The following is a 20390-nucleotide window of genomic DNA, read 5'->3' as shown; positions in this document are numbered from 1 at the left end:
GCGCCTAGCCCCGCCGCCACCAGGACCGCCGCGGGGCTGGCGCGACCCGGTGGCCCAGGGCGACGCGGAGCATCCGGAGGGTGGTGTCGTCGCCCTCGACCCGGGGGGAGGGCCCGGCGTACCCCTCGAGCCAGCGGAGGAGCGCGGCGGAGTCGTCGGTCAGCACGATCGCCGCCGAGGCCGCGGAGCCGGGGGCGATGGCCGGGTCGAGCTCGTCGCCGTCGCTGAATCGGATCCACCACGACCGTCCGGTGTCCGCGGCGACGAGATGGGCCGGTGCGGGATGCCAGTCGACCTCGGCGTCCGACCGGCTCCAGTGCGCGAGGGCGCGGTCGATGCAGTCCGACGCGACGTCCGGGTGCAACGGCGACGGCGGGGTGCCCCGAGCCTCGCCGGCGGCAGCGGCGACGCTGATCGCCTCGTGGGCGAGCAGGCGCGCCACGTCGTACGACGTGCCGGGCCGGCCGAAGTAGTCGAGTGCCAGGTCGGGCCCGACGTCCACGAGCTGCCGGGTGAGGCGGTCCCGCTCGCGCCCGATCGCGGCGAGCACCTCCTCGTAGCGAGCGGGGGGAGGGCCGCCGTCGAAGGCGTCCCAGCCGGACCCCGGGTTCGCGAGGAGCCAGGCCCAGACCTCCAGCGTCGCCAGGTGGTCGCGGGCGTACCCCAGGGCGTCGGCGCCGTCGGGCGGGAGCGTCGCGTCCGGCCGCAGCGTGCCGAGGGCGTCGAGCGCCGCGCGCTCGTGCCGGTCGAGCAGCTGGAGGTACTGCGGGAACGGGAGGGCGGGAGGCGTGGCCACCGGGCGACCCTAGGTCCTCACGGGTCGGCCCCGGTCAGCGACCGGAGGCGGCCAGGCGCATCGCCCGGCGCGGGGCCTCCCACCAGTCGCGCAGCGGCGACATGGTCACGACCAGGAACCCGGCGACGCCGGCGGCGAAGACGGGGAAGCCGGCGCCCACGGTCCTCTCGTCGGAGGAGGCGGCCGCCAGGTAGAAGATGCCGGCGACCAGGGTGCCGACGACCAGGAGGGTGGCCACCAGGTTGATGCTCTTGCGGGGCCGGTCGATCGGGGCGGCGGACCCGATGACGTAGAGCACCCAGAGGGCGGCGAGGGCGCACACCATCAGGCCGAGGAACCCGGTGCCGACGGCGATCGTGAACCCCTCGACGTCGCCGTCGTCGTCGCGCCAGCTGAGGCCCTCGAACCCGACGGTGACCAGACGCGTCATCGGGCTGTCGTACTCCGAGGTCTCCTCCAGCGGCAGGTAGTCCAGCAGCGACCCGACCACCAGGAACAGCCCGGTGAGCCAGCAGGCGACCTGCACGACCAGTCGCTCGAGCCGGTCCACGCGTCCTTCGAGCAGCCTCAGGTCATGTTCGGTGTGGATCTCCATGGCGCACCCCCTCCGGGCCCCGTCGAGATGCCCGGAGGGGTCGCGGCTCAAACTCCGGGCCGCGCCGCGGTCGGGCCGACCAGGCCGGTCTCGTACGCGGTGACCACGAGCTGCGCCCGGTCGCGGGCGCCCAACTTGAGGAAGAGACGCGAGACGTGCGTCTTCACGGTGAGCGGCGAGAGCACCAGGGACAGGGCGATCTCGGAGTTGGAGAGCCCGCGGCCGACGTACGCCAGCACCTCGCGCTCGCGGGGCGTCAGCGCGGAGAGCCGTACGTCGGGCGGCGCCGCCGCGGGGACGGGTACGGCGGGCGCGGGCTCGTCCTGCGCGACGAACGCCTCGATCAGGCGGCGGGTGACCCGCGGCGAGAGCAGCGCCTCGCCGTCCGCGACCGTCCGGACGGCCTCGATCAGCGCCGCCGGCTCGATGTCCTTGAGCAGGAAGCCGGAGGCGCCGGCGCGCAGGGCGCCGAAGACGTACTCGTCGAGCTCGAAGGTCGTCAGCACCACCACCCGGGTCGCGGCCAGGTCGGGGTCGGCGGTGAGCGCGGCGGTGGCCTGCAGGCCGTCGAGGCGCGGCATCCGGATGTCCATCAGGACCACGTCGGGCCGGGTGCGGTGGGCGAGGGCGACGGCGTCCTCGCCGTCGACGGCCTCGCCGACCACCTCGATGCCGTCCTCGGCGTCGAGCAGCACCCGGAAGCCGGCCCGCACCAGCGCCTGGTCGTCGGCGAGCAGCACGCGGATCACGCGCCCACCCCGTGCGGGGCGGGCGTGGCGGGCGTGGCGGGCGTCGCGGCTGGCACCGGCACCGGGACCGGCAGCGCGGCGGTGACCAGCCAGCCGCCCTCGGGCCGGGGCCCGGCCGACAGGGTGCCGCCGAGCGCGCGGACCCGCTCGCCCATCCCGCGGACGCCGTGCCCGCCGGCGCCGCTGCGCGGGCTCGGCGGGCGGTCGCCGGCCGGTCCGTCGTCCTCGACCCGGAGCCGCAGCGCCCCGTCGGCGCGGGTGACCTCGACGCGGACGGTGGTCGGGCCGACGTGCCGCATCACGTTGGTGAGCGCCTCCTGCAGCACCCGGTACGCCGTGGCGTCGAGCGTCGGCGGCAGGGTGCCGACCGCCGGGTCGAGCGAGAGCTCCACCTCGACGCCGGCGGCCAGGAGCCGGCGGCGCAGGTCCTCGAGGCCGGCCAGCCCCGCCGCGGGTGCCACCGGGGCCTGCTCGTCGACCTCGCGCAGCATGCCGAGGGTGGTCCGCAGCTCGCCGAGCGCCTCGCCGCTGACCCGCTTGATCTCACGGAACGTCGCGCGGTTGGTCTCGGGGTCGGGGTCCCGCACGTGCGCGGCGACCCCCGCCTGGACGTTGATGGCCACCAGCGCGTGCGCGACCACGTCGTGCAGGTCGCGGGCGATCCGCAGCCGCTCCTCGTCGACCCGGCGCCGGGCCTCCTCCTCGCGGGTGCGCTCGGCGGTCTCGGCGCGGTCGACGAGCGCGTCGAGGTAGTCCTGCCGGTTGCGCGCCGCCACCGCCACCACCAGCGGCAGCGCGACGAACGCCAGGTTCTTCGGGGTCTCCCAGGAGAAGAAGATGTGCGGGGCGACGATCGCGAGGTTCACCAGCACCACCGCGCCGAGCACCAGGCCCAGGACGATCGCGGCGCCGCGGTCCAGGCGCCGCGCGAGCGTGTAGCCCACGACCATGCTCGGGAACGGGATCGTCTGGTGGATCGCGATGACCGTCTCGAGCAGGAAGAGCGCCCCGAAGCAGGCGACCAGCGCGGCCACCGGGTGCGTCCGCCGCCACAGGACCGGCAGCGCCGCGAGCACGATGACGGCGACCGCGGCCCCGCCGACGTGGCTGGAGTCGTCCAGGCGCGCCTCGACGAGCATCGCCGCGGCGAGCGCCGCGGCGATGCCCAGGTCGACGGCGAGGTCGACCGCCCGGTCACGGTCGGGCACGGACCACCTCGTCGTCCGGCCCGACGTCACTCCCGCTCTGGTCACGGGTCGACGCTAGCCCCGGGTGGGCGCCCGTGGCATCCGCCTGGGGGAGTACGTCGTCCTGGCCGCCCTCCGCGAACCCCACGCGGTCGTGCACCCGGCGCAGCCACAGCGGGGCCCACCAGTTCCACCTGCCGAGCAGCCCCATCAGCGCCGGCACCAGCAGCGACCGGACGATGAACGCGTCGACCAGCACGCCGACGGCGGTCGCGACCCCGATCTGCTGGATGAACGAGATCGAGCTGGTCGCGAAGGCGCCGATGGCGACCGCGAGGAGGATGGCCGCCGCGGTCACGACCGACCCGGTGCGCTGCAGGCCCACCGCCACCGACTCCCGCTCCGGCAGCCCGGAGTCGCGCGCCTCCTTGATCCGGCCGAGCAGGAAGACCCCGTAGTCGGTGGACAGCGCGAAGACCAGTGCGCTGGTGACCAGGAAGTCGGTCGGCTCGACGCCGCCGTTCGGCGTGTAGCCGAGCACGTCGGTGAACCGCCCCGCCTGGTAGACGAACACCAGGGCGCCGAGCGCGGTCCCGACGGTCAGGGCGTTCATCAGGACCGACTTCACCGGCAGCACCACCGAGCCCGTCATCAGCCACAGCACCAGCAGCGTGAGCCCGACCAGGAGGGCGACGGCCAGCGGCAGCCGGTCCGCGATCGCGGCCTGCTGGTCGACGAACTCCGCCGCCGGCCCGGCGACCCAGGTCTGCACGCCGGCGGCGTCCAGGTCGCGGACCTGCTCGACCAGCTCCCGCGCCGCCGGACCGGAGGGCTCCCCGGGGACCTCGACGTCCAGCTGCCAGGTGTCCGCGTCGAGCGGCACCGGGTCGGCGACGGCCGCGGCCGGGTCGAGCGCCGCCACCTGCTCGGCGTACGCCGCGACGTCCGCGCCGCCGTCCGGCCCGTCCGTCGCGACGGCGACGGTCAGCGCGCTGTCGGCGCGGCCGGAGAAGTCCGCGGCGATGGCGTCGGAGACGGTGCGGGCGCTCTGGCTGGTCGGGATCGCCGTGGCGTCGATGGGGGTCCAGGTCGCCTGCAGGGCGGGCAGCGCCAGGCCGAGCATCACGACGGCGGTGACCACGGCGACCGCGCCGGGGCGGCGCATGACCGCGTGCGAGAGCCGGTACCAGCGGCCGGCGTCGTCCGGGGCGCCCGTCCGGGCCGCCGACCGACGGGAGCGGCGGACCAGCTTCTCGCCCCAGAGGCCGAACATCGCGGCGCTGACGACGATCGACGCCGTGGCGGCGACGACCGCGACGACCGCGCCGGCGATCCCCATGGAGACCAGGAAGCCGAGCGGGAACACCGTGAGCGTGGCGAGGGCGACGGCCACGGTGGCGGCGGAGAAGACGACGGTACGGCCAGCCGTGCGCATGGTGGTCGCGATCGCGGCGGGGGTGGCGCCCTGCCGGGCGACCTCCTCGCGGTACCGCGTGACCAGGAAGAGCGTGTAGTCGATGGTCAGCCCCAGCCCGAGGCCGATGACCAGGTTCAGCGCGAAGACGCTCAGCCCGTAGACCTCGTTGACGCCGGCCAGGACCAGGAAGGTGCCGAGCACGGCCGTGCCGCCGGCGGCGAGCGGCAGCACCATGGCCCGCCCGCCGAAGAAGAGGAAGGACAGCAGGAGCAGCAGCGGCAGCGCGAGGGCCTCGGCGCGACCGAGGTCCTTCCCGACCGTCTCGCCGATCTGGAGCCCGGCGATCTCCTGGCCGCCGGCATCGACGCCGTCGCGGGAGCCGATCCCGTCGAGCACGTCCTGCGCCACGGCCTCCTCGTCGGCGTCCGCGTCGAGGGTGCCGACGACCAGCGAGGAGTCGCCGTCGGTGGCGACCAGGCCCGAGCCGGGTGGGGCGTCGTCGCTGGAGACGACCTCGGACATCCCGGGTACGGCGGCCAGCTCGGCCGCGGCCTCGTCAGGGCTCGGCGCGCCCTCGTCAGGGGTCAGCAGCAGCACCACACCCGGGCCGGCGGCGCGGCCGGTCGCGGCCTCGATGCGGTCCAGGGCGGTCACGGAGTCGGCATCGGGGGGCGTGAAGCTGCCGGAGTTCTCGAGGGCGCCGGCGACCGGCCCCCCGAGGACGCCGGCCAGCACGACGAAGAGCAGGAGGGCCAGCAGCGAGCGGCGTGGGCGGCGGGCGAGGGATGCGGTCAGTGAGGTCATGCACCGATGCTCGGCCCGCGAGGGGGTGCGGCGCGTCCGCCCGGGGGATGCTCTCGGGCGGCCCGGGAGGACGGCGTACATCCCCCGGAGTAGGCCCCGGGATGGGGCCGGCCGGTCAGGCCCCGGTGGGCATGATGGTCCGGTGGGCGACGTACGCCGGGCCGCTCGCGGCTCCCTGGGGTCCTGGCTGGCGACGGTGCTCGCGCTCGCGTGGGCCCGGGCCTGGGGCGCGCGGATCCGGTACGACGAGTCGGCGCGCATGTTCGTCTGCAGCGGCATGCGCGGCGGTTTCGCCCGCGGCGGTACGGCGGTCGGCGGCGTGTTCCTCAGCCGGCGCGAGCCGGGTCCGCGGCTATTGCGCCACGAGGCCGTGCACGCCGACCAGTGGGCGCGGCACGGGCTGGCGTTCCCGCTGCGCTACCTGCTGGAGGAGCGGCGACGGCCGGGGCCGCGCAACCGGTTCGAGGTGGAGGCGGGCCTGCGCGACGGTGGCTACCGCCCGCCGGTCACGTGACCGGTCGATCTGCCCGCCGTGACCGCCCCAGCAGCCCGCCCGCCCAGAGCGCCCAGACGACCAGCACCGGCTGGAAGAACAGCCGGACCAGGCGCTTGGTGTCGGTGTCCAGGCCGAAGGCGTCGGTGCCCTCGGCGTACTGGGCGATGTTGCCGGGGAAGATCACGACGTAGAACCCGGCGAGCAGTGCGCCGACGAGGCGCTTGCGGCGCGGGAGCGCGACGAACGAGGCGCCGAGCGCGATCTCGACGACGCCCGACCCGAGCACGGTGAGGTCCTCATCGACCGGGAACCAGTCCGGCACCTGCGCCTGGAACTCCTGGCGCTGCACGGTGAGGTGCGCGACGCCCGCTCCCACCATCAGCGAGCCGAGGACGATGCGGCCGACGGTGCGCGCGAGGCTCATGCCACCACCCTACGGAGCCACCCCCCGCCGAGTCGGCGTGAATGTCCGGCTTTTTCCCAGGCCTGCTGTGGAGAAAGCGAACATTCACGCCGACTCGGCGTGCAGGGAAACCGGAAAACCCTTGCTAAGTACAGTGAAGGTCCTTTAGTGTTCTAAGGGTGAACCTCACTGACCGGGAGCGCGAGATCGTGGCGCTGCTGCGGCGCGACCCCCTGCTGGGCTCCGAGGCGCTGGCCCGCGCGATCGGCAGCACCCGCGCCGCGGTCAACGTGCACCTCTCGAACCTCGGCAAGAAGGGCGTGATCCTCGGCCGCGGCTACGTCCTCGGCGACGGGCCCTCGGTCGTGGTCGTCGGCGGCGCCAACATGGACGTCAAGGCGCGCAGCGCCCGGACAGTACGCCGCGGCACCAGCAACCCCGGCGTCTCGGTGCTCGCGCCGGGCGGCGTCGGCCGCAACGTCGCGGAGAACCTCGCCCGCCTCGGCACCCGCACCCACCTCGTCGCCGCCGTCGGCGCCGACCCGCTGGGCGACCAGGTGCTCGCCGCGACCTCGGACGCCGGCGTCCGCGTCGAGCACGTCCGCCGCAGCCCGCACGGCACCGGCACCTACACCGCCGTCCTCGACGCGGACGGCGAGCTCGTGGTCGCCGTCGCCGACATGCGCGCCACCGACGAGCTGGCGCCCGAGGACGTCGACGCCGCCCGCGACCTGGTCGCCGCCGCCAGCCTGGTCGTCCTCGACGGCAACCTCGCCCCCGCGACCCTCGGCTACGCGCTCGACCTGGCCGCGTCGGCCGGCGTCCGCGTCGTCCTGGAGCCGGTCAGCGTGCCCAAGGCCGAGGCGGCGAGCGCGCTGCTCGACCCCGACCGGCCCGTGCACGTGATCACCCCCAACCGCGACGAGCTCGCCGCGATCACCGGCCGCCCCGTCGGCACCGAGCGCGAGCTGGCCGCCGCCGTCGACGACCTGCACGCGCGGGGCGCGACGTACGCCTGGGTCCGGCTCGGCGTGCAGGGCTCGCTGCTGAGCGGGCCCGACGGCCGCGTCGCGCTGGACACGGTCGCCGCCACCGAGGTCGTCGACGTCACCGGCGCCGGCGACGCGATGCTCGCGGCGTTCTGCCACGCGTTCCTGGCCGGCGAGGACGAGGCCGCCGCCGCGGCGTACGGCCACGCCGCCGCCGCCCTCACCGTCGCCAGCACCCACACCGTCCGCCCCGACCTCACCGACCGGCTCGTCAGGAGACAGACCGCATGACCACCCCGAACCCCGTGCCGCACCCCTCGCTCCGCCTCACCGAGGAGGTCGCCGACGCGCTCCGCGACGGGCGCCCCGTCGTCGCGCTCGAGAGCACGATCATCAGCCACGGCATGCCCTACCCCGAGAACGTCGCGATGGCGACCGAGGTGGAGGACATCGTCCGCGAGCACGGCGCCGTCCCGGCCACGATCGCGGTCCTCGACGGCGTCCCGCGGATCGGCCTGGAGACCCAGGACCTCGAGCTGCTGGCGAGCCACGCCGACGTCACCAAGGTGAGCGTCCGCGACCTGCCGTACGTCGTGGCCCGCCGCCTGCACGGCGCCACCACCGTCGCGGCGACGATGCGGCTGGCGGCGCTGGCCGGCATCCGGGTCTTCGTCACCGGCGGTCTCGGCGGCGTGCACCGCGGCGCCCAGCAGACCTTCGACGTCAGCGCCGACCTCACCGAGCTCAGCCTGACCGACGTCGCGGTGATCAGCGCCGGCGTCAAGAGCATCCTCGACATCGGGCTCACCCTGGAGACCCTCGAGACCCTCGGCGTGCCGGTGCTGGTGGCCGGCAGCGACGAGTTCCCGTCGTTCTTCTCCCGCGTCAGCGGCCACGCCGCCCCGATGCGGGTCGACGGGGCGGAGCAGGTCGCCGCGGTGATGCGCGCCAAGTGGGACCTCGGGCTCGCCGGGGGCGTGGTGCTCGCGCACCCGATCCCCGAGGAGGACGAGATCCCGGCCGACGAGATCGGCGGCATCATCGACCAGGCGCTCGCCGACATGGACGCGCTCGGCATCCGCGGCAAGGACGCCACGCCGTACCTGCTCGGCCGGATCGTCGAGATCACCGGCGGCGCCAGCCTCGAGGCCAACATCGCGCTGGTGCGGGCCAACGCCCGGTTCGGCGCCGCGGTCGCGCGGGCGTACGCCGGCTGACCCGCCACTCCCCGACGCGCCCGGCCCACCACTAGGGCAGGCTGGACGCGTGCAGCAGCCCGCCCCCTCGCCCCCGCCGACGTACGTCGGCCTCGACCTGGCCTGGGGCCCGAAGGGCGCCACCGGCGTCGCGGTCCTGGACGCCGACGCGCGGCTGCTGCACGTGTCCACCCAGCGCACCGACGACGAGATCGACGCGGTGCTGTCGGCGTACGTCGAGGGGCCCTGCCTGGTCGCGATCGACGCGCCGCTGATCGTGAAGAACCCGACCGGCTCGCGGCCGGCGGAGAAGGCGCTGAGCAAGGACTTCCGCCGCTTCGAGGCCGCGACCCACCCCTCCAACACCGGCAAGCCGGAGTTCGCCGACGGCGGCCGGGCCTGGCACCTCGCCAAGCGGCTCGGGCTGGACGTCAACCCGCGCTCCGGGCGGGCCCGGCGGGCGATCGAGGTCTACCCGCACCCGGCGATCGTCGTGCTCTTCGGCCTGGGCCGGACGCTGAAGTACAAGCACAAGCAGGGCCGTGACCTCGAGCTGCTCCGCTCCGAGCTGCTGGAGCTGATGCGCCACGTCGAGTCGGTGGTCACGGTCGAGGAGACCTGGGCCGCGCTGCGCCGCCAGGTCGAGCAGGCCACCCGCAAGAGCGAGCTGCGCGTCGTGGAGGACCAGGTCGACGCGGTCGTCTGCGCGTACGTCGGGCTGTTCGCCGACCGCTGGCCGGACCGGACCACGACGTACGGCGACCCGGACCCGGGCTGGGACCAGGGCTACATCGTCACCCCGGCGCTGCCGGACGAGAGCAAGGCGATCAGCCGCGCCGTCCAGGCCTACGCCGACGGGCACGCCGAGCTCACCGAGGCCGCGGACCAGGCGCTGGCGCTGGTCACGGCGGTCCTCGACGAGGCCGGCATCAACTACCTGACCGTCACCGGGCGCGCCAAGTCGGTCGCGTCGTTCGCCGAGAAGGCGGCCCGGATGGTCGACGGGAAGCCGCTCTACGCCGACCCGCTGCGCGACATCACCGACCAGATCGGCATCCGGGTGATCACCTACGTGCAGAGCGACGTCGACGCGGTGGCCGACCTGCTCGCCGACCAGGTGGTGGTCAAGGACGACCGCGACATGGGGCAGGAGACCGCCAGCGAGGGCCGCTTCGGCTACGCCAGCCGGCACCTGATGGTCGCGCTCGACGAGACGCGGGCCAGCCAGCCGGCGTACGCCCTGCTCCGCGGGCGGGTCGCCCAGGTGCAGGTGCGCACCGTGCTCCAGCACGCGTGGGCGGAGTTCGAGCACGACATCCGCTACAAGGGCACGATGCCGGCCGAGCACGCCAGCGACTTCGACCGCCGGTTCACCCTCGCCGCGGGGCTGCTGGAGCTCGCCGACCGGGAGTTCTCCACGATCCGCGAGCGGCTGCGCGAGGCCAGCACCCCGCCCCCGGCGCCCGCCGCCGACGACGCGGCCGACCCGCGCCTGGACCCGCGCGAGCTCGCGGCGTTCCTCGCCGGGCAGTACGCCGACGCGGGCTGGTCGCGCACCGACCACTACGCCTGGATCTCCGGGCTGCTCCTCGAGCTCGGCATCACCTCGCTCGACGAGCTGGCCGAGGCGCTCCGGCCGACCGCGGCGATGGGGCTGCCGGAGCGGATGGAGTACCGCTACCCGCCCGGCGCCGTACGCCGCCTCGACGACGCGCTGCTCGCCGTCTTCGGGGAGCGGTACGTCGGGCTGCACGGCAACGCGCACCGCGCCCCGCTGCTGCGCCAGCGCCTGGAGCGGCTCCGGCCCCTCCCCTGAGGCCCTAGGACGCGGCGCTGCGCAGCTTCTCGAGCAGCGGCTCGGCGACCTCGGCGAGGAACCGCTCCTGGTGGCGGTCGCCGACCTGCACCAGCGCGACGTCGGTGAAGCCGGCCTCCCAGAACGGCGTGACCGCCTCGACGATCGCGTCCAGGTCGGGGCCGCAGGGGATGCTGTCGGCGACGTCCTGGGGCCGCACGAACTGCGTCGCGCCGGAGAACCCGGCGGGCGTCGGCAGGTCGGCGTTCACCTTCCAGCCGCCGGCGAACCAGCGGAACTGCTCGTGCGCGAGCTCGATCGCCTCGTCCTCGCTCGGCGCCCAGCAGATCGGGATCTGGCCGACCGCGCGGGCGCCGTCCTGGCCGATCGGGGTCGCGCCCTCGGTGTCGTTCCAGGACTCGATCAGGTCGGCGCGCGGCTCGGTCGCGACCAGGTGGTCGGCCAGCGGCGCCAGCTCGGCGACCGCGCGGTCACCGCCGACCGCGACACCGATGTCCACCCCCTGCTCGGGCACGTCCCAGATCCGCGCGGACTCCACGTCGAAGTGCGCGCCGCGGTAGTCGACGAGCTCGCCGCTGTGCAGCGCGCGGATGATCTCCACCGCCTCGACCAGCATCTCCTGGCGGACGCCGACCGCGGGCCAGCCGGCGCCGACGACGTGCTCGTTGAGGTTCTCGCCGCTGCCCAGCCCGAGGGTGAACCGGCCCTCGGCCAGGATCTGCAGGGTCGCGGCCTTCTGCGCCACGACCGCGGGGTGGTAGCGCAGCGTCGGGCAGGTCACGTAGGTCATCAGCCCGACCCGCTCGGTCGCGTGGGCCACCGCGCCCAGCACGGTCCAGGCGTACGGCGCGTGGCCCTGCTCGGTCAGCCAGGGGGAGAAGTGGTCGCTGGAGACCTCGAAGTCGAAGCCGGCCTGCTCCGCGGCGACGGCGTACCGCACCAGCTCGCGGGGTCCGCTCTGCTCGGTCATCAGGGTGTAGCCGAAGGACGTCATGGCGCGCTGGTACCCCGTGGATGGCCGTCGTACCGTCGAGGGCATGACCCCTGCCGAGCTCCTGACCGACGCCTTCGACCGGGTCCGCGAGAGCGCCGCCGCGGTCGTCGACGGCCTCTCGCCCGACGACCTCGCGCGCCGTCCCGCGCCGGACGCCAACCCGATCGGGTGGCTGGTCTGGCACCTGACCCGGGTGCAGGACGACCACGTCGCCGACGTGGCCGGCACCGAGCAGGTGTGGACCGGGCAGGGGTACGTCGAGCGGTTCGGGCTGCCGCTCGACCCCGCCGACACCGGCTACGGCCACTCCGCGGAGCAGGTCGAGGCGGTCCGCGCGGACGCGGCGCTGCTGACGGCGTACCTCGACGCCGTGCACGCGCAGACCCTCGCCTTCCTGCGCGGGGTCGGCGAGGACGACCTGGACCGGGTCGTCGACGAGGGCTGGGACCCGCCGGTCACCCTCGGGGTGCGCCTGGTCAGCGTCGTGAACGACGACACCCAGCACGTCGGCCAGGCGGCGTACGCCCGGGGCCTGCTCAGCCGCTGACCCGCTCCGCGCCCTTCTGCCCGTCCGGCCCGTCCTGCTCGTCCTGCTCCTGGTCGACCTTCTTGCGGATCCGGCCCATGCCCGGCAGGCGCAGCACGGTCTCGCTGAGCTCCTCGACGACCGCGAGCATGGTGTGGATGTCGGGTGCCACCGTGCCGAGCGTCCCGAGCAGGGGGATCACGTCGTCCCGGAGCGCGGTCTCGAGCTGGGGCAGCCGGTCGATCATCGCGACGGCCGCCTCGACCTCGTCGGGGTGGGTCGACTCCGCGAGCGCGGCGAGCACCGGCTGCAGCGCGATCAGCGGGGGCTCGAGGCCGTCGAGCAGCCTGGTCATCCGGTCCAGCGGGTCCTGGACCCGGTCGATCAGCCCGTCGGCGCGCCGGCGTACGTCGTCCACGCCGCCGATCGCGGTGTCGGCCTTGTCCCGCACCTCCGCGACGCCGTCGATGACCCCGTCGGCCCGGGTGCGGACTTGGTCGACGCCGTCGATGACGCCGTCGGCGCGGGTGCGGACTTGGTCGACGCCGTCGATGACGCCGTCGGCGCGGGTGCGGACTTGGTCGACGCCGTCGATGACGCCGTCGGCGCGGGTGCGGACTTGGTCGACGCCGTCGATGACGCCGTCGGCGCGGGTGCGGACTTGGTCGACGCCGTCGATGACGCCGTCGGCGCGGGTGCGGACCTGGTCGACGCCGTCGATGATGCCGTCGGCGCGCGCCCGGATGCCGTCGACCTTCTCCACGACCTCGACCGCGCGCAGCCGGGTCTCCTCCATCCGCACGACGAGGGCCTGCACCTGCGCGAGCAGCACCCCCGCCTCGGCGACGAGGCGCTCGGCGCCGGAGAGCAGCCGGCCGGCGCGCGGCGCGAGCGCCAGCACCTGCTCCAGCAGGTCGGCCAGGTCACGGGGCCCGGGAAGTGATGGGAGTCTCACCGGGAGGCGGTACCCCGCGCGCGTCAGCGCACGCTGCTGAGCCGGTAGCGCACGAACGCGGGGACGGCGAGCGCGGCGACCACGGTGCCGACGACGACCAGGACGCCGCCGCCCGCCGCCGCGGCCGCGGTGCCGACGGCGGCCGCCGAGGCGCCGTGCGCGACGTCGGCGACCCGCGGCCCGCCGGCGACGACCACGATGAAGACGCCCTGCAGCCGGCCCCGCATGTCGTCGGTCGCGGCGGTGAGCAGCATCGAGGTGCGGAACGCCGCCGAGGCCATGTCGGCCGCGCCGCCGACGACGAGCATCAGCAGCGCCGCGACCAGCATCGGGGTGCGCCAGTGCTCGGCGAGCCCGACGGCGAGCCCGAACCCGGTCATCGCGCCGCCCCACACGAGGATGCAGACGATCACCGCGAGTCCCTGGCGGTCGATCCGCGAGACCCAGCCGCTGAGGACGCCGCCGAGCACCGCGCCCGCCGGGATCGCGGCGAAGAGCAGCGCGAACACCAGGCCGCCCTCGTCGGGCCCGCCGAAGTCGAGGTGCGCGATCTCCGGGAACAGCGCACGCGGCATGCCGAAGACCATCGCGATGATGTCGACGACGAACGACATCAGCAGCACCGGCTGGTGCCGCAGGTAGGCGAACCCGTCGACGACCGCGCGCACCCCCGGGACGCCCCCCGTGGTGACCGACCCGAAGCGCGGCAGCCGGACCACGGCGGACAGCGTCGCGATCAGCGTGAGGGTGTCGATGAGGTAGAGCCAGGAGAAGCCGATCACCGGGATCAGCACGCCCGCGACCAGCGGCCCGGCGATCGCGCCGGCCTGCATCACGGTCATGTTCAGCGAGTTCGCCGCGGGCAGCAGCTCGGTGCCGACCAGCTTCGGCAGCAGCGCGCTGCGGGTCGGCTGGTTGACCGCGAAGAACGCCTGCTGCACCGCGAACAGGCACAGCAGCAGCCACACGTTGCCGAGGCCGAGCGCCGCCTGGGCGTAGAACAGCCCGCTGGTCACGATCAGCCCGATCGTGGTGACCACCAGGATCGTGCGCCGGTCGAAGACGTCGGCGAGCGCCCCGCCGTACAGGCCGAAGACGACGAGCGGCACCAGGCCGAACAGCCCGGTCAGCCCGACGTACGCCGAGGAGCCGGTCTGGGCGTAGATCTGCGCCGGCACCGCCACCACCGTGAGCTGGGCGCCGACGACCGTGATGATGTTGGCCAGCCAGAGCCTGCGGAAGTGCTCGTTGCGCAGCGGGCGGGTGTCGGCGACGAGGCTGCGGAGGCGCGACACGCCGCGGAAGGTTACGCCGGGCTTGGTCGCGCGGGTTCACTGGCCTGGTGCGACGACCACGGCCCGAGCGGCCCGGACCCGGCCAGGAGTCGGTCTGGGACTACCCCCGCCCGCCGCGGGTCGAGGAGTGCTCGGCGTCGGTCGTGGTCGAGCTCGGCGGCACCGTCGTCGCGCGGACGACCCGCTCGTGGCGGGTGCTCGAGACCAGCCACCCGCCGACGTACTACCTGCCGCGGGCGGCGTACGCCGAGGGCGCGCTGCGCGCGTGCGCGGGCAGCTCCTTCTGCGAGTGGAAGGGCGCGGCGGCGTACTTCGACCTGGTCGGGGGCCCCGAGGGCGACGTCGTCTCGCCGCGCGCGGCCTGGACCTACCCCGACCCCGCCCCCGGCTTCGCGGCGATCGCGGGCGCGGTCGCGGTGATGGCCGCCGGCACCGACCGGTGCCTGGTCGACGGCGAGGTCGTCGTGCCGCAACCGGGCGGGTTCTACGGCGGCTGGATCACCTCGGGCGTCGTGGGTCCGTTCAAGGGGATCCCGGGCTCGCACGGCTGGTGAGCGGGGCGGTCACTCGGCCGCGGGGAGGTCGTCGACGCCGATGTCGAGGTGCAGCAGTTTTCGTCGACGATGTCGTATCCGTCCGGGCCTGTTCGTGGAGAGGATGAGAGGCAGCCACGGGGCGCCCCCGAGACCGAGGAGACCGTCATGTCCGAGTACCTGCTGTCCGTCCACCACGACCCCGCCGACGACGAGCGGATGGCCGCGATGACCCCCGAGGAGATGCAGCCGGTCTTCGAGGCGGTGGAGGCGTTCAACCAGAAGCTGCAGGCCGAGGGCGCCTGGATCTTCGCCGGTGGCCTGATGCCGATCGAGCAGGCCACCACCGTCGACAACACCGGCGCGCAGCCGGTCGTCACCGACGGCCCCTTCGCGGAGTCCAAGGAGTACCTCGGCGGCTTCTGGGTGATCACGGTCCCCGACCTCGACGCCGCGCTGGGGTGGGCCAAGGAGGGGTCCCGGGCCTGCCGCGGCAAGGTCGAGGTCCGGCCGTTCCAGGCCGAGTGAGCGGTACGGCGGCCCCCGGCGCCGCGATCGAGCGGGTCTTCCGCGACGAGCACGCCCGCGTGGTCGCCTCGCTGGTGCGCCGCTTCGGCGACCTCGACGTCGCCGAGGACGCCGCCAGCGAGGCGCTCGTCGCCGCGCTCGAGCGGTGGCCGGCCGACGGCACCCCGCCCAACCCGGGCGGCTGGCTGACGACGACCGCCACCCGCAAGGCCATCGACCGGATCCGCCGCGAGCAGCAGCGCGACGCCAAGCACCAGGCGGCCCTCGTGATCGGCGACGACACCCCGCCCGAGCCGACCGGCGTCGTGGCCGACGACCGGCTCCGGCTGATCTTCACCTGCTGCCACCCGGCGCTCGCGCCCGAGGCCCGGGTGGCGCTCACGCTGCGGCTGCTCGGCGGGCTCACCGTCGGCGAGATCGCCGCGGCGTTCCTCGTGCCGGAGACCACGATGGCCCAGCGGATCACCCGCGCGAAGGCCAAGATCAAGGGCGCCCGGATCCCGTTCCGGGTGCCGGGGCCCGACGACCTCGCCGAGCGGCTGGGCGCCGTCCTCGCGGTGGTCTACCTGGTCTTCAACGAGGGCTACCTCGCCTCCGCGGGCGACGCCCCGGTCCGCGCCGAGCTCACCGACGAGGCGGTCCGGCTCGGCCGGGTGCTGCGGTCCCTGCTCCCCGAGGAGCCGGAGGTCGCCGGGCTGCTCGCGCTGATGCTGCTCACCGACGCGCGCCGCGCGAGCCGGTTCGCCGGCGGCGAGCTGGTCCCGCTGCCCGAGCAGGACCGCGGCGGCTGGGACCGCGCCAAGATCGCCGAGGGGCACGCGCTGGTGCGCGAGTGCCTGGCGCGCAACCGGCCCGGCCAGTACCAGCTGCTCGCCGCCGTGAACGCCGTCCACACGGATGCCCCGACGGCGGCCGACACCGACTGGGCGCAGGTCGCGACGCTCTACACCCACCTGCAGGCGATCGCGCCCAGCCCGTTCGTCACGCTCAACCGGGCGGTCGCGGTCGCGGAGCTCGACGGGCCGGAGGTGGCCCTGGCCGAGGTCGACCGGCTGCCGCTCACGACGTACCACGCCTGGCACGCGACCCGCGCCGACCTGCTGCGCCGGCTCGGCCGCAGCGCCGAGGCCCGCGCGGCGTACGACGCTGCCATCGCCGCGACCGGCAACTCCGCCGAGCGGGCCTACCTGACCCGGCGGCGGGACCAGCTCAGCGGGCCCTGAGCCGGCGTCGGCAGGGCCACCTACGCTGGCCCGCGTGACCCTCGAGCCGCTCGCCCTGCCCGCCACCGACGACGCCCTCGCCTGGGTGGAGGGCCGCACGACCGACGGCCTGGCCACGGCCCGGCGCCTGGTCGACGAGCTCCGCGCGGCGCCGCCGGCCGACGCGCTGGACGCGCTGCGGCAGTGGGACGAGGTCGCGCTGCAGCTCGGCAACGTCGCGGCGGTCGGGTCGCTGCTCTCCAACGTGCACCCCGACGAGGCGGTCCGCACCAGCTGCGAGCAGGCCGAGGTCGAGGTCGACCGGCTGGCGACCGAGCTGCGCCAGGACCGGGCCCTGTACGACGTGTTCGCCGGCCTCGACGCCAGCGGGCTCGACGAGCAGGCGGCCCGGCTGCACGGCAAGGTCCTCGACGACTTCCGGCGCGCGGGCGTGGACCGCGACGACGCGACCCGCGCGCGGCTCGCCGAGATCAACGAGCGGCTGACCGCGATCGACCAGGAGTTCGGCCGGAACGTGCGCGACGACGTCCGCACCGTGACCGCGGCCGCCGAGCGGTACGCCGGCCTGCCGCAGGACTGGCTCGACGCGCACCCCGCCGACGCCGACGGCAACCTCACGGCGACGACCGACTACCCCGACGCGGTGCCGGTGCGGATGTTCGCCCACGACGCCGGCCTGCGCCACGACATGAGCGTCGCCTTCCTGACCCGTGGCTACCCGCAGAACGAGCCGCTGCTGCAGGAGATGTTCGCGCTGCGCCACGAGCTGGCGACCCTGGTCGGCTACGCCGACTGGGCGTCGTACGACGCGGCCGTGAAGATGATCGGCTCCGGCCCCGCGATCCCCGCGTTCATCGACCGGATCGCCGACGCCGCGGCCGCGCCGATGGAGCGCGACCTCGCCGTGCTGATGGAGCGCTACCGCCGCGACCACCCCGACGCGACGGAGATCCCGGCCTCCGACGCGACGTACTACCAGGAGGTCGTGCGCCGCGAGCAGTACGACGTCGACGCCCAGCAGGTGCGTCGCTACTTCGACTTCGCCCAGGTGCGCCAGGGGCTGCTCGAGGTGACCGGGCGGCTCTTCGGGCTGCGCTACGAGCCGGTCGCCGACGCGCCAGTCTGGCACGACGACGTCACGGCGTACGACGTGTGGGAGGCCGACGGCGCGGCGCCGTTCGCGCGGATCTACCTCGACCTGCACCCGCGCGAGGGCAAGTACAAGCACGCCGCCCAGTTCACCCTCGCCGAAGGGGTCGCCGGACGGCAGCTGCCCGAGGGGGTGCTGGTCTGCAACTTCGCGCGCGGGCTGATGGAGCACGACCACGTGGTGACGCTGTTCCACGAGTTCGGCCACCTGGTCCACCACGTGCTCGGCGGGCGCGGGCAGTGGGCGCGGTTCGCCGGCGTCGCCACCGAGTGGGACTTCGTCGAGGCCCCCAGCCAGATGCTCGAGGAGTGGGCGTGGGACGCCGACATCCTGCGCAGCTTCGCCACCGACGAGGACGGCGAGCCGATCCCGGCCGCGCTGGTCGAGCGGATGCGCGCCGCCGACGACTACGGCAAGGGGATCCAGGCGCGGGTGCAGATGTTCTACGCCGCGATGTCGTACTGGTTCCACACCGACCGGCCCGCCGACCTCACCGCGGCGATGAAGCAGATGCAGGCGCGCTACTCGCCGTTCCCGTACGTCGAGGGCACCCACATGTTCGCCAGCTTCGGCCACCTCGCCGGCTACTCCTCGGCGTACTACACCTACATGTGGTCGCTGGTCATCGCCAAGGACCTGTTCAGCGCCTTCGACCCCGACGACCTGTTCGCCCCCGACGTCGCCCGCCGCTACCGCGACCGGGTGCTCGCCCCCGGTGGCGCCAAGGACGCCGCCGACCTGGTCGCCGACTTCCTCGGCCGGCCGTACACCTTCGACGCGTACGCCGCGTGGTTGGCGCGGTAGGTGGGGCGGGTCTGCCTGGGCGGGTTTCCCCAAATATCCGGGGAAACCTGACGTTCTCGGCCATCACGATCCCTGAGAACATCAGGTTCTCCCTGATCACCGGGGAAACCTACGACGACTAGATCCACCCCAGCCGGCGAGCAGTGGCAGCGGCGTCGTGCCGGTTGGCGGCACCGAGCTTGGTGACCGCGCTGGAGAGGTAGTTGCGCACGGTGCCGGGGGAGAGCGAGGCCCGGCGGGCGATCTCGTCGACCGGGGCGCCGTCGGCGGCGAGCTCGAGTACGTCGGCCTCTCGCGGCGTCAGCGGGCTGTCGCCGGCGGCGATCGCCTCGGCGGAGAGCTCCGGGTCGACGTACCGGCCGCCGGCGTGCACCGACCGCACGACCGCCGCGAGCGTGGCGGCGGAGGTGGTCTTCGGCAGGAACCCGCGGACCCCCGCGGTCAGCGCCCGCTTGAGGTGGCCGGGGCGGCCGTGCCCGGTGACGATGACGACCCCGCAGCCGGGGTGGATCCGCAGCAGCTGCTCCGCGGCGGAGATGCCGTCGGTGCCGGGCATCTGCAGGTCGAGCACCGCGACGTCGAGCTCGCGGGCCCGCGCCACCGCGACCGCCTCGTCGCCGGAGCCGGCCTGGGCGACGACGGTGAGGTCGTCCTCGAGCTCGAGGAGCTGGGCGAGCGCGGTGCGGATCAGCTGCTCGTCGTCGGCCAGCAGGATCCGGATCGGAGCGATCACGCCGGCACCTCCGCGGCGCGGGTCGGCAGCTGCACCCGCACCTCGAACCACTCGGCGTCCCCGCCGGACTCCAGCGTGGCGCCGAGCGGCGCGAGCCGGTCGGCGAGGATCCGCAGCCCCGTGCCGGAGACGGCCGCCGCACCCGGCGGCACGGTCGGCCGGTCGTTGCGCACCCGCAGCACGCCGTCGTCGTACCCGATGTCCACCCGGGTCGCCGCCGAGTGCCGCAGCACGTTGGTGACCGTCTCGCGGACCACCCACCCGGCGGCCTCGTGCCAGGGCCCGGGCAGGCCGTCGACGTCGAGGTCGACCGCGATGCCGGCCGAGCGCAGCAGCGACCGCGCCCCCTCCAGCTCCTGGCCGAGGTCGGTCGTGCCGTAGCCGCGCGCCAGCTCGCGGGCCTCGCGCAGCGCCTCGTGCGCCACCCCGCGGACCTCCAGCATCCGGTCGGCGGCGCTGGGGTCGCCGCGGCGCGCGAGCGACGCGGCCAGCTCGGCCTGCAGCGCGATCGCCGAGAGCCGCCGGCCCAGCACGTCGTGCACGTCGCGGGAGAACCGCAGCCGCTCCTCGGCCACGGCGAGCGCCTCGCGGGCGACGCGGGCGCGGTCGAGCTCGCGGACCACGCTGTACATCCACAGCGACACCCGGACCGTGAAGACGAAGAAGCCCCCGATCACCAGCGCGCCGAGCATGAACGCCGGCATCAGCACGAGCTGGCGCGCGGCGGCCGCCGGCAGCACCGCGAGGGCGACGACCAGCGGCACCGAGACGCGACGGTCGCGCAGCCCGCCCAGCGCCCAGGCCAGCGCCGACCAGAGGACCATCACGCCGAAGCCGCGGACCTCGGTCGGCATCGGCAGCACCGCGACGTACCCGACCGCGGCCAGGCCGAGGAACGGCCCCATGCTGCGCCACGGCAGCGGGCCGTACGCCGGGTGCAGCGAGACCACGTCGCCGAGCACCCGGTGCGCCGCGGCCGTGAGGACCAGGCCCCCGATCGCGACCGCGAGCAGCAGCCGCCGCTCGTCGTCGGGGACGGTGTTGGCCGCCTGCACCCCGACGAGCAGCGGGGTGCCCCAGAGCAGCAGGTAGAGCGACTGGCGGGTGTAGAGGTCGACGCGGCGCACCTGGTCCTGCTCGGTCCCCGCCGTCCAGCCGGCCCACCATCGCCTCACGGCCCCAGTCTGCCCGGCCCGCGGGC

The 20390-nt window shown here is 74.8% G+C and carries 20 protein-coding genes; 9 read left to right on the top strand and 11 right to left on the bottom strand.

What is annotated here, in order from left to right; all coding sequences use genetic code 11:
• Positions 1–4 precede the first annotated feature (4 nt).
• The 5 genes from H4O22_RS20145 to H4O22_RS20125 are packed head-to-tail and all read right to left on the bottom strand — an operon-like array spanning position 5 to position 5548.
• Positions 5–796: a hypothetical protein gene (locus H4O22_RS20145; protein WP_182525071.1), complete on the bottom strand. Its 792-nt coding sequence runs from the start codon at positions 794–796 to the stop codon at positions 5–7.
• A gap of 34 nt (positions 797–830) precedes the next feature.
• On the bottom strand, positions 831–1391 hold the full coding sequence (locus H4O22_RS20140; protein WP_182525070.1) for a hypothetical protein: 561 nt from the start codon (positions 1389–1391) through the stop codon (positions 831–833).
• A gap of 47 nt (positions 1392–1438) precedes the next feature.
• Complete coding sequence (locus tag H4O22_RS20135; protein WP_182525069.1) at positions 1439–2140, bottom strand: response regulator; 702 nt, start codon at positions 2138–2140, stop codon at positions 1439–1441.
• The gene (locus H4O22_RS20130; RefSeq protein WP_244963039.1) at positions 2137–3348 is read right to left on the bottom strand and encodes a sensor histidine kinase; all 1212 of its coding nucleotides are present in this window, start codon (positions 3346–3348) and stop codon (positions 2137–2139) included. Before H4O22_RS20130 ends, H4O22_RS20135 begins: the two co-directional genes overlap by 4 nt.
• Complete coding sequence (locus H4O22_RS20125) at positions 3335–5548, bottom strand: MMPL family transporter (protein WP_182525068.1); 2214 nt, start codon at positions 5546–5548, stop codon at positions 3335–3337. The genes H4O22_RS20130 and H4O22_RS20125 overlap by 14 nt, the downstream gene beginning before the upstream one ends.
• A 142-nt stretch (positions 5549–5690) precedes the next feature.
• On the opposite strand from H4O22_RS20125, the gene H4O22_RS20120 reads away from it, so the two are divergent.
• Entirely contained in the window at positions 5691–6062 is a 372-nt protein-coding gene (locus tag H4O22_RS20120; protein ID WP_182525067.1) for a hypothetical protein, read from the top strand.
• Here the strand turns inward: H4O22_RS20120 and H4O22_RS20115 are convergent.
• Complete coding sequence (locus H4O22_RS20115) at positions 6055–6468, bottom strand: DoxX family protein (protein ID WP_182525066.1); 414 nt, start codon at positions 6466–6468, stop codon at positions 6055–6057. The genes H4O22_RS20120 and H4O22_RS20115 overlap by 8 nt on opposite strands.
• Positions 6469–6626: 158 nt before the next feature.
• Between H4O22_RS20115 and H4O22_RS20110 the strand changes: the two genes are divergently transcribed.
• From H4O22_RS20110 to H4O22_RS20100, 3 genes are read left to right on the top strand one after another with little or no spacing between them, the layout of a single operon-like run.
• Complete coding sequence (locus H4O22_RS20110) at positions 6627–7727, top strand: carbohydrate kinase (RefSeq protein WP_182525065.1); 1101 nt, start codon at positions 6627–6629, stop codon at positions 7725–7727.
• Positions 7724–8653, top strand: coding sequence for a pseudouridine-5'-phosphate glycosidase (locus H4O22_RS20105; protein ID WP_182525064.1), 930 nt, complete (start codon positions 7724–7726; stop codon positions 8651–8653). The genes H4O22_RS20110 and H4O22_RS20105 overlap by 4 nt, the downstream gene beginning before the upstream one ends.
• A 49-nt stretch (positions 8654–8702) precedes the next feature.
• On the top strand, positions 8703–10448 hold the full coding sequence (locus H4O22_RS20100; RefSeq protein ID WP_182525063.1) for a DUF429 domain-containing protein: 1746 nt from the start codon (positions 8703–8705) through the stop codon (positions 10446–10448).
• 4 nt (positions 10449–10452) lie between these two features.
• On the opposite strand, the gene H4O22_RS20095 is transcribed toward H4O22_RS20100, so the two are convergent.
• Entirely contained in the window at positions 10453–11442 is a 990-nt protein-coding gene (locus H4O22_RS20095; protein WP_182525062.1) for an LLM class F420-dependent oxidoreductase, read from the bottom strand.
• A 43-nt stretch (positions 11443–11485) separates the two neighbouring features.
• On the opposite strand from H4O22_RS20095, the gene H4O22_RS20090 reads away from it, so the two are divergent.
• Entirely contained in the window at positions 11486–11989 is a 504-nt protein-coding gene (locus tag H4O22_RS20090) for a mycothiol transferase (protein WP_182525061.1), read from the top strand.
• Here the strand turns inward: H4O22_RS20090 and H4O22_RS20085 are convergent.
• Entirely contained in the window at positions 11979–12923 is a 945-nt protein-coding gene (locus H4O22_RS20085) for a methyl-accepting chemotaxis domain-containing protein (RefSeq protein WP_182525060.1), read from the bottom strand. The two genes, H4O22_RS20090 and H4O22_RS20085, sit on opposite strands and share 11 nt — an antisense overlap.
• Positions 12924–12946: 23 nt before the next feature.
• Complete coding sequence (locus tag H4O22_RS20080) at positions 12947–14218, bottom strand: MFS transporter (RefSeq protein ID WP_182525059.1); 1272 nt, start codon at positions 14216–14218, stop codon at positions 12947–12949.
• Positions 14219–14265: 47 nt separating this feature from the next.
• Between H4O22_RS20080 and H4O22_RS20075 the strand changes: the two genes are divergently transcribed.
• The 4 genes from H4O22_RS20075 to H4O22_RS20060 all read left to right on the top strand — a co-directional run bounded on the left by H4O22_RS20075 (position 14266) and on the right by H4O22_RS20060 (position 18456).
• Complete coding sequence (locus H4O22_RS20075) at positions 14266–14772, top strand: DUF427 domain-containing protein (RefSeq protein WP_220451223.1); 507 nt, start codon at positions 14266–14268, stop codon at positions 14770–14772.
• Positions 14773–14919: 147 nt separating this feature from the next.
• A complete protein-coding gene (locus H4O22_RS20070) occupies positions 14920–15279 on the top strand; it encodes a YciI family protein (protein WP_182525058.1) in 360 nt (119 codons plus the stop codon).
• On the top strand, positions 15276–16502 hold the full coding sequence (locus H4O22_RS20065; RefSeq protein WP_182525057.1) for an RNA polymerase sigma factor: 1227 nt from the start codon (positions 15276–15278) through the stop codon (positions 16500–16502). Before H4O22_RS20070 ends, H4O22_RS20065 begins: the two co-directional genes overlap by 4 nt.
• Positions 16503–16536: 34 nt before the next feature.
• Complete coding sequence (locus H4O22_RS20060) at positions 16537–18456, top strand: M3 family metallopeptidase (protein ID WP_182525056.1); 1920 nt, start codon at positions 16537–16539, stop codon at positions 18454–18456.
• Positions 18457–18574: 118 nt separating this feature from the next.
• On the opposite strand, the gene H4O22_RS20055 is transcribed toward H4O22_RS20060, so the two are convergent.
• Together H4O22_RS20055 and H4O22_RS20050 are read right to left on the bottom strand one after the other, a co-directional pair.
• The gene (locus H4O22_RS20055) at positions 18575–19189 is read right to left on the bottom strand and encodes a response regulator transcription factor (protein WP_182525055.1); all 615 of its coding nucleotides are present in this window, start codon (positions 19187–19189) and stop codon (positions 18575–18577) included.
• Positions 19186–20364 (bottom strand): sensor histidine kinase, encoded by a 1179-nt coding sequence (locus tag H4O22_RS20050; RefSeq protein WP_182525054.1) that lies wholly within the window; start codon positions 20362–20364, stop codon positions 19186–19188. The genes H4O22_RS20055 and H4O22_RS20050 overlap by 4 nt, the downstream gene beginning before the upstream one ends.
• Between the last annotated feature and the right edge of the window lie 26 nt (positions 20365–20390).

Origin of the sequence: Nocardioides dongkuii, assembly GCF_014127485.1 — a bacterium.
Classification (GTDB): Bacteria; Actinomycetota; Actinomycetes; order Propionibacteriales; family Nocardioidaceae; genus Nocardioides; species Nocardioides dongkuii.
The sequence above is the reverse complement of the archived record's forward strand: the minus strand, read 5'-3'. Positions and strand labels throughout refer to the sequence as shown.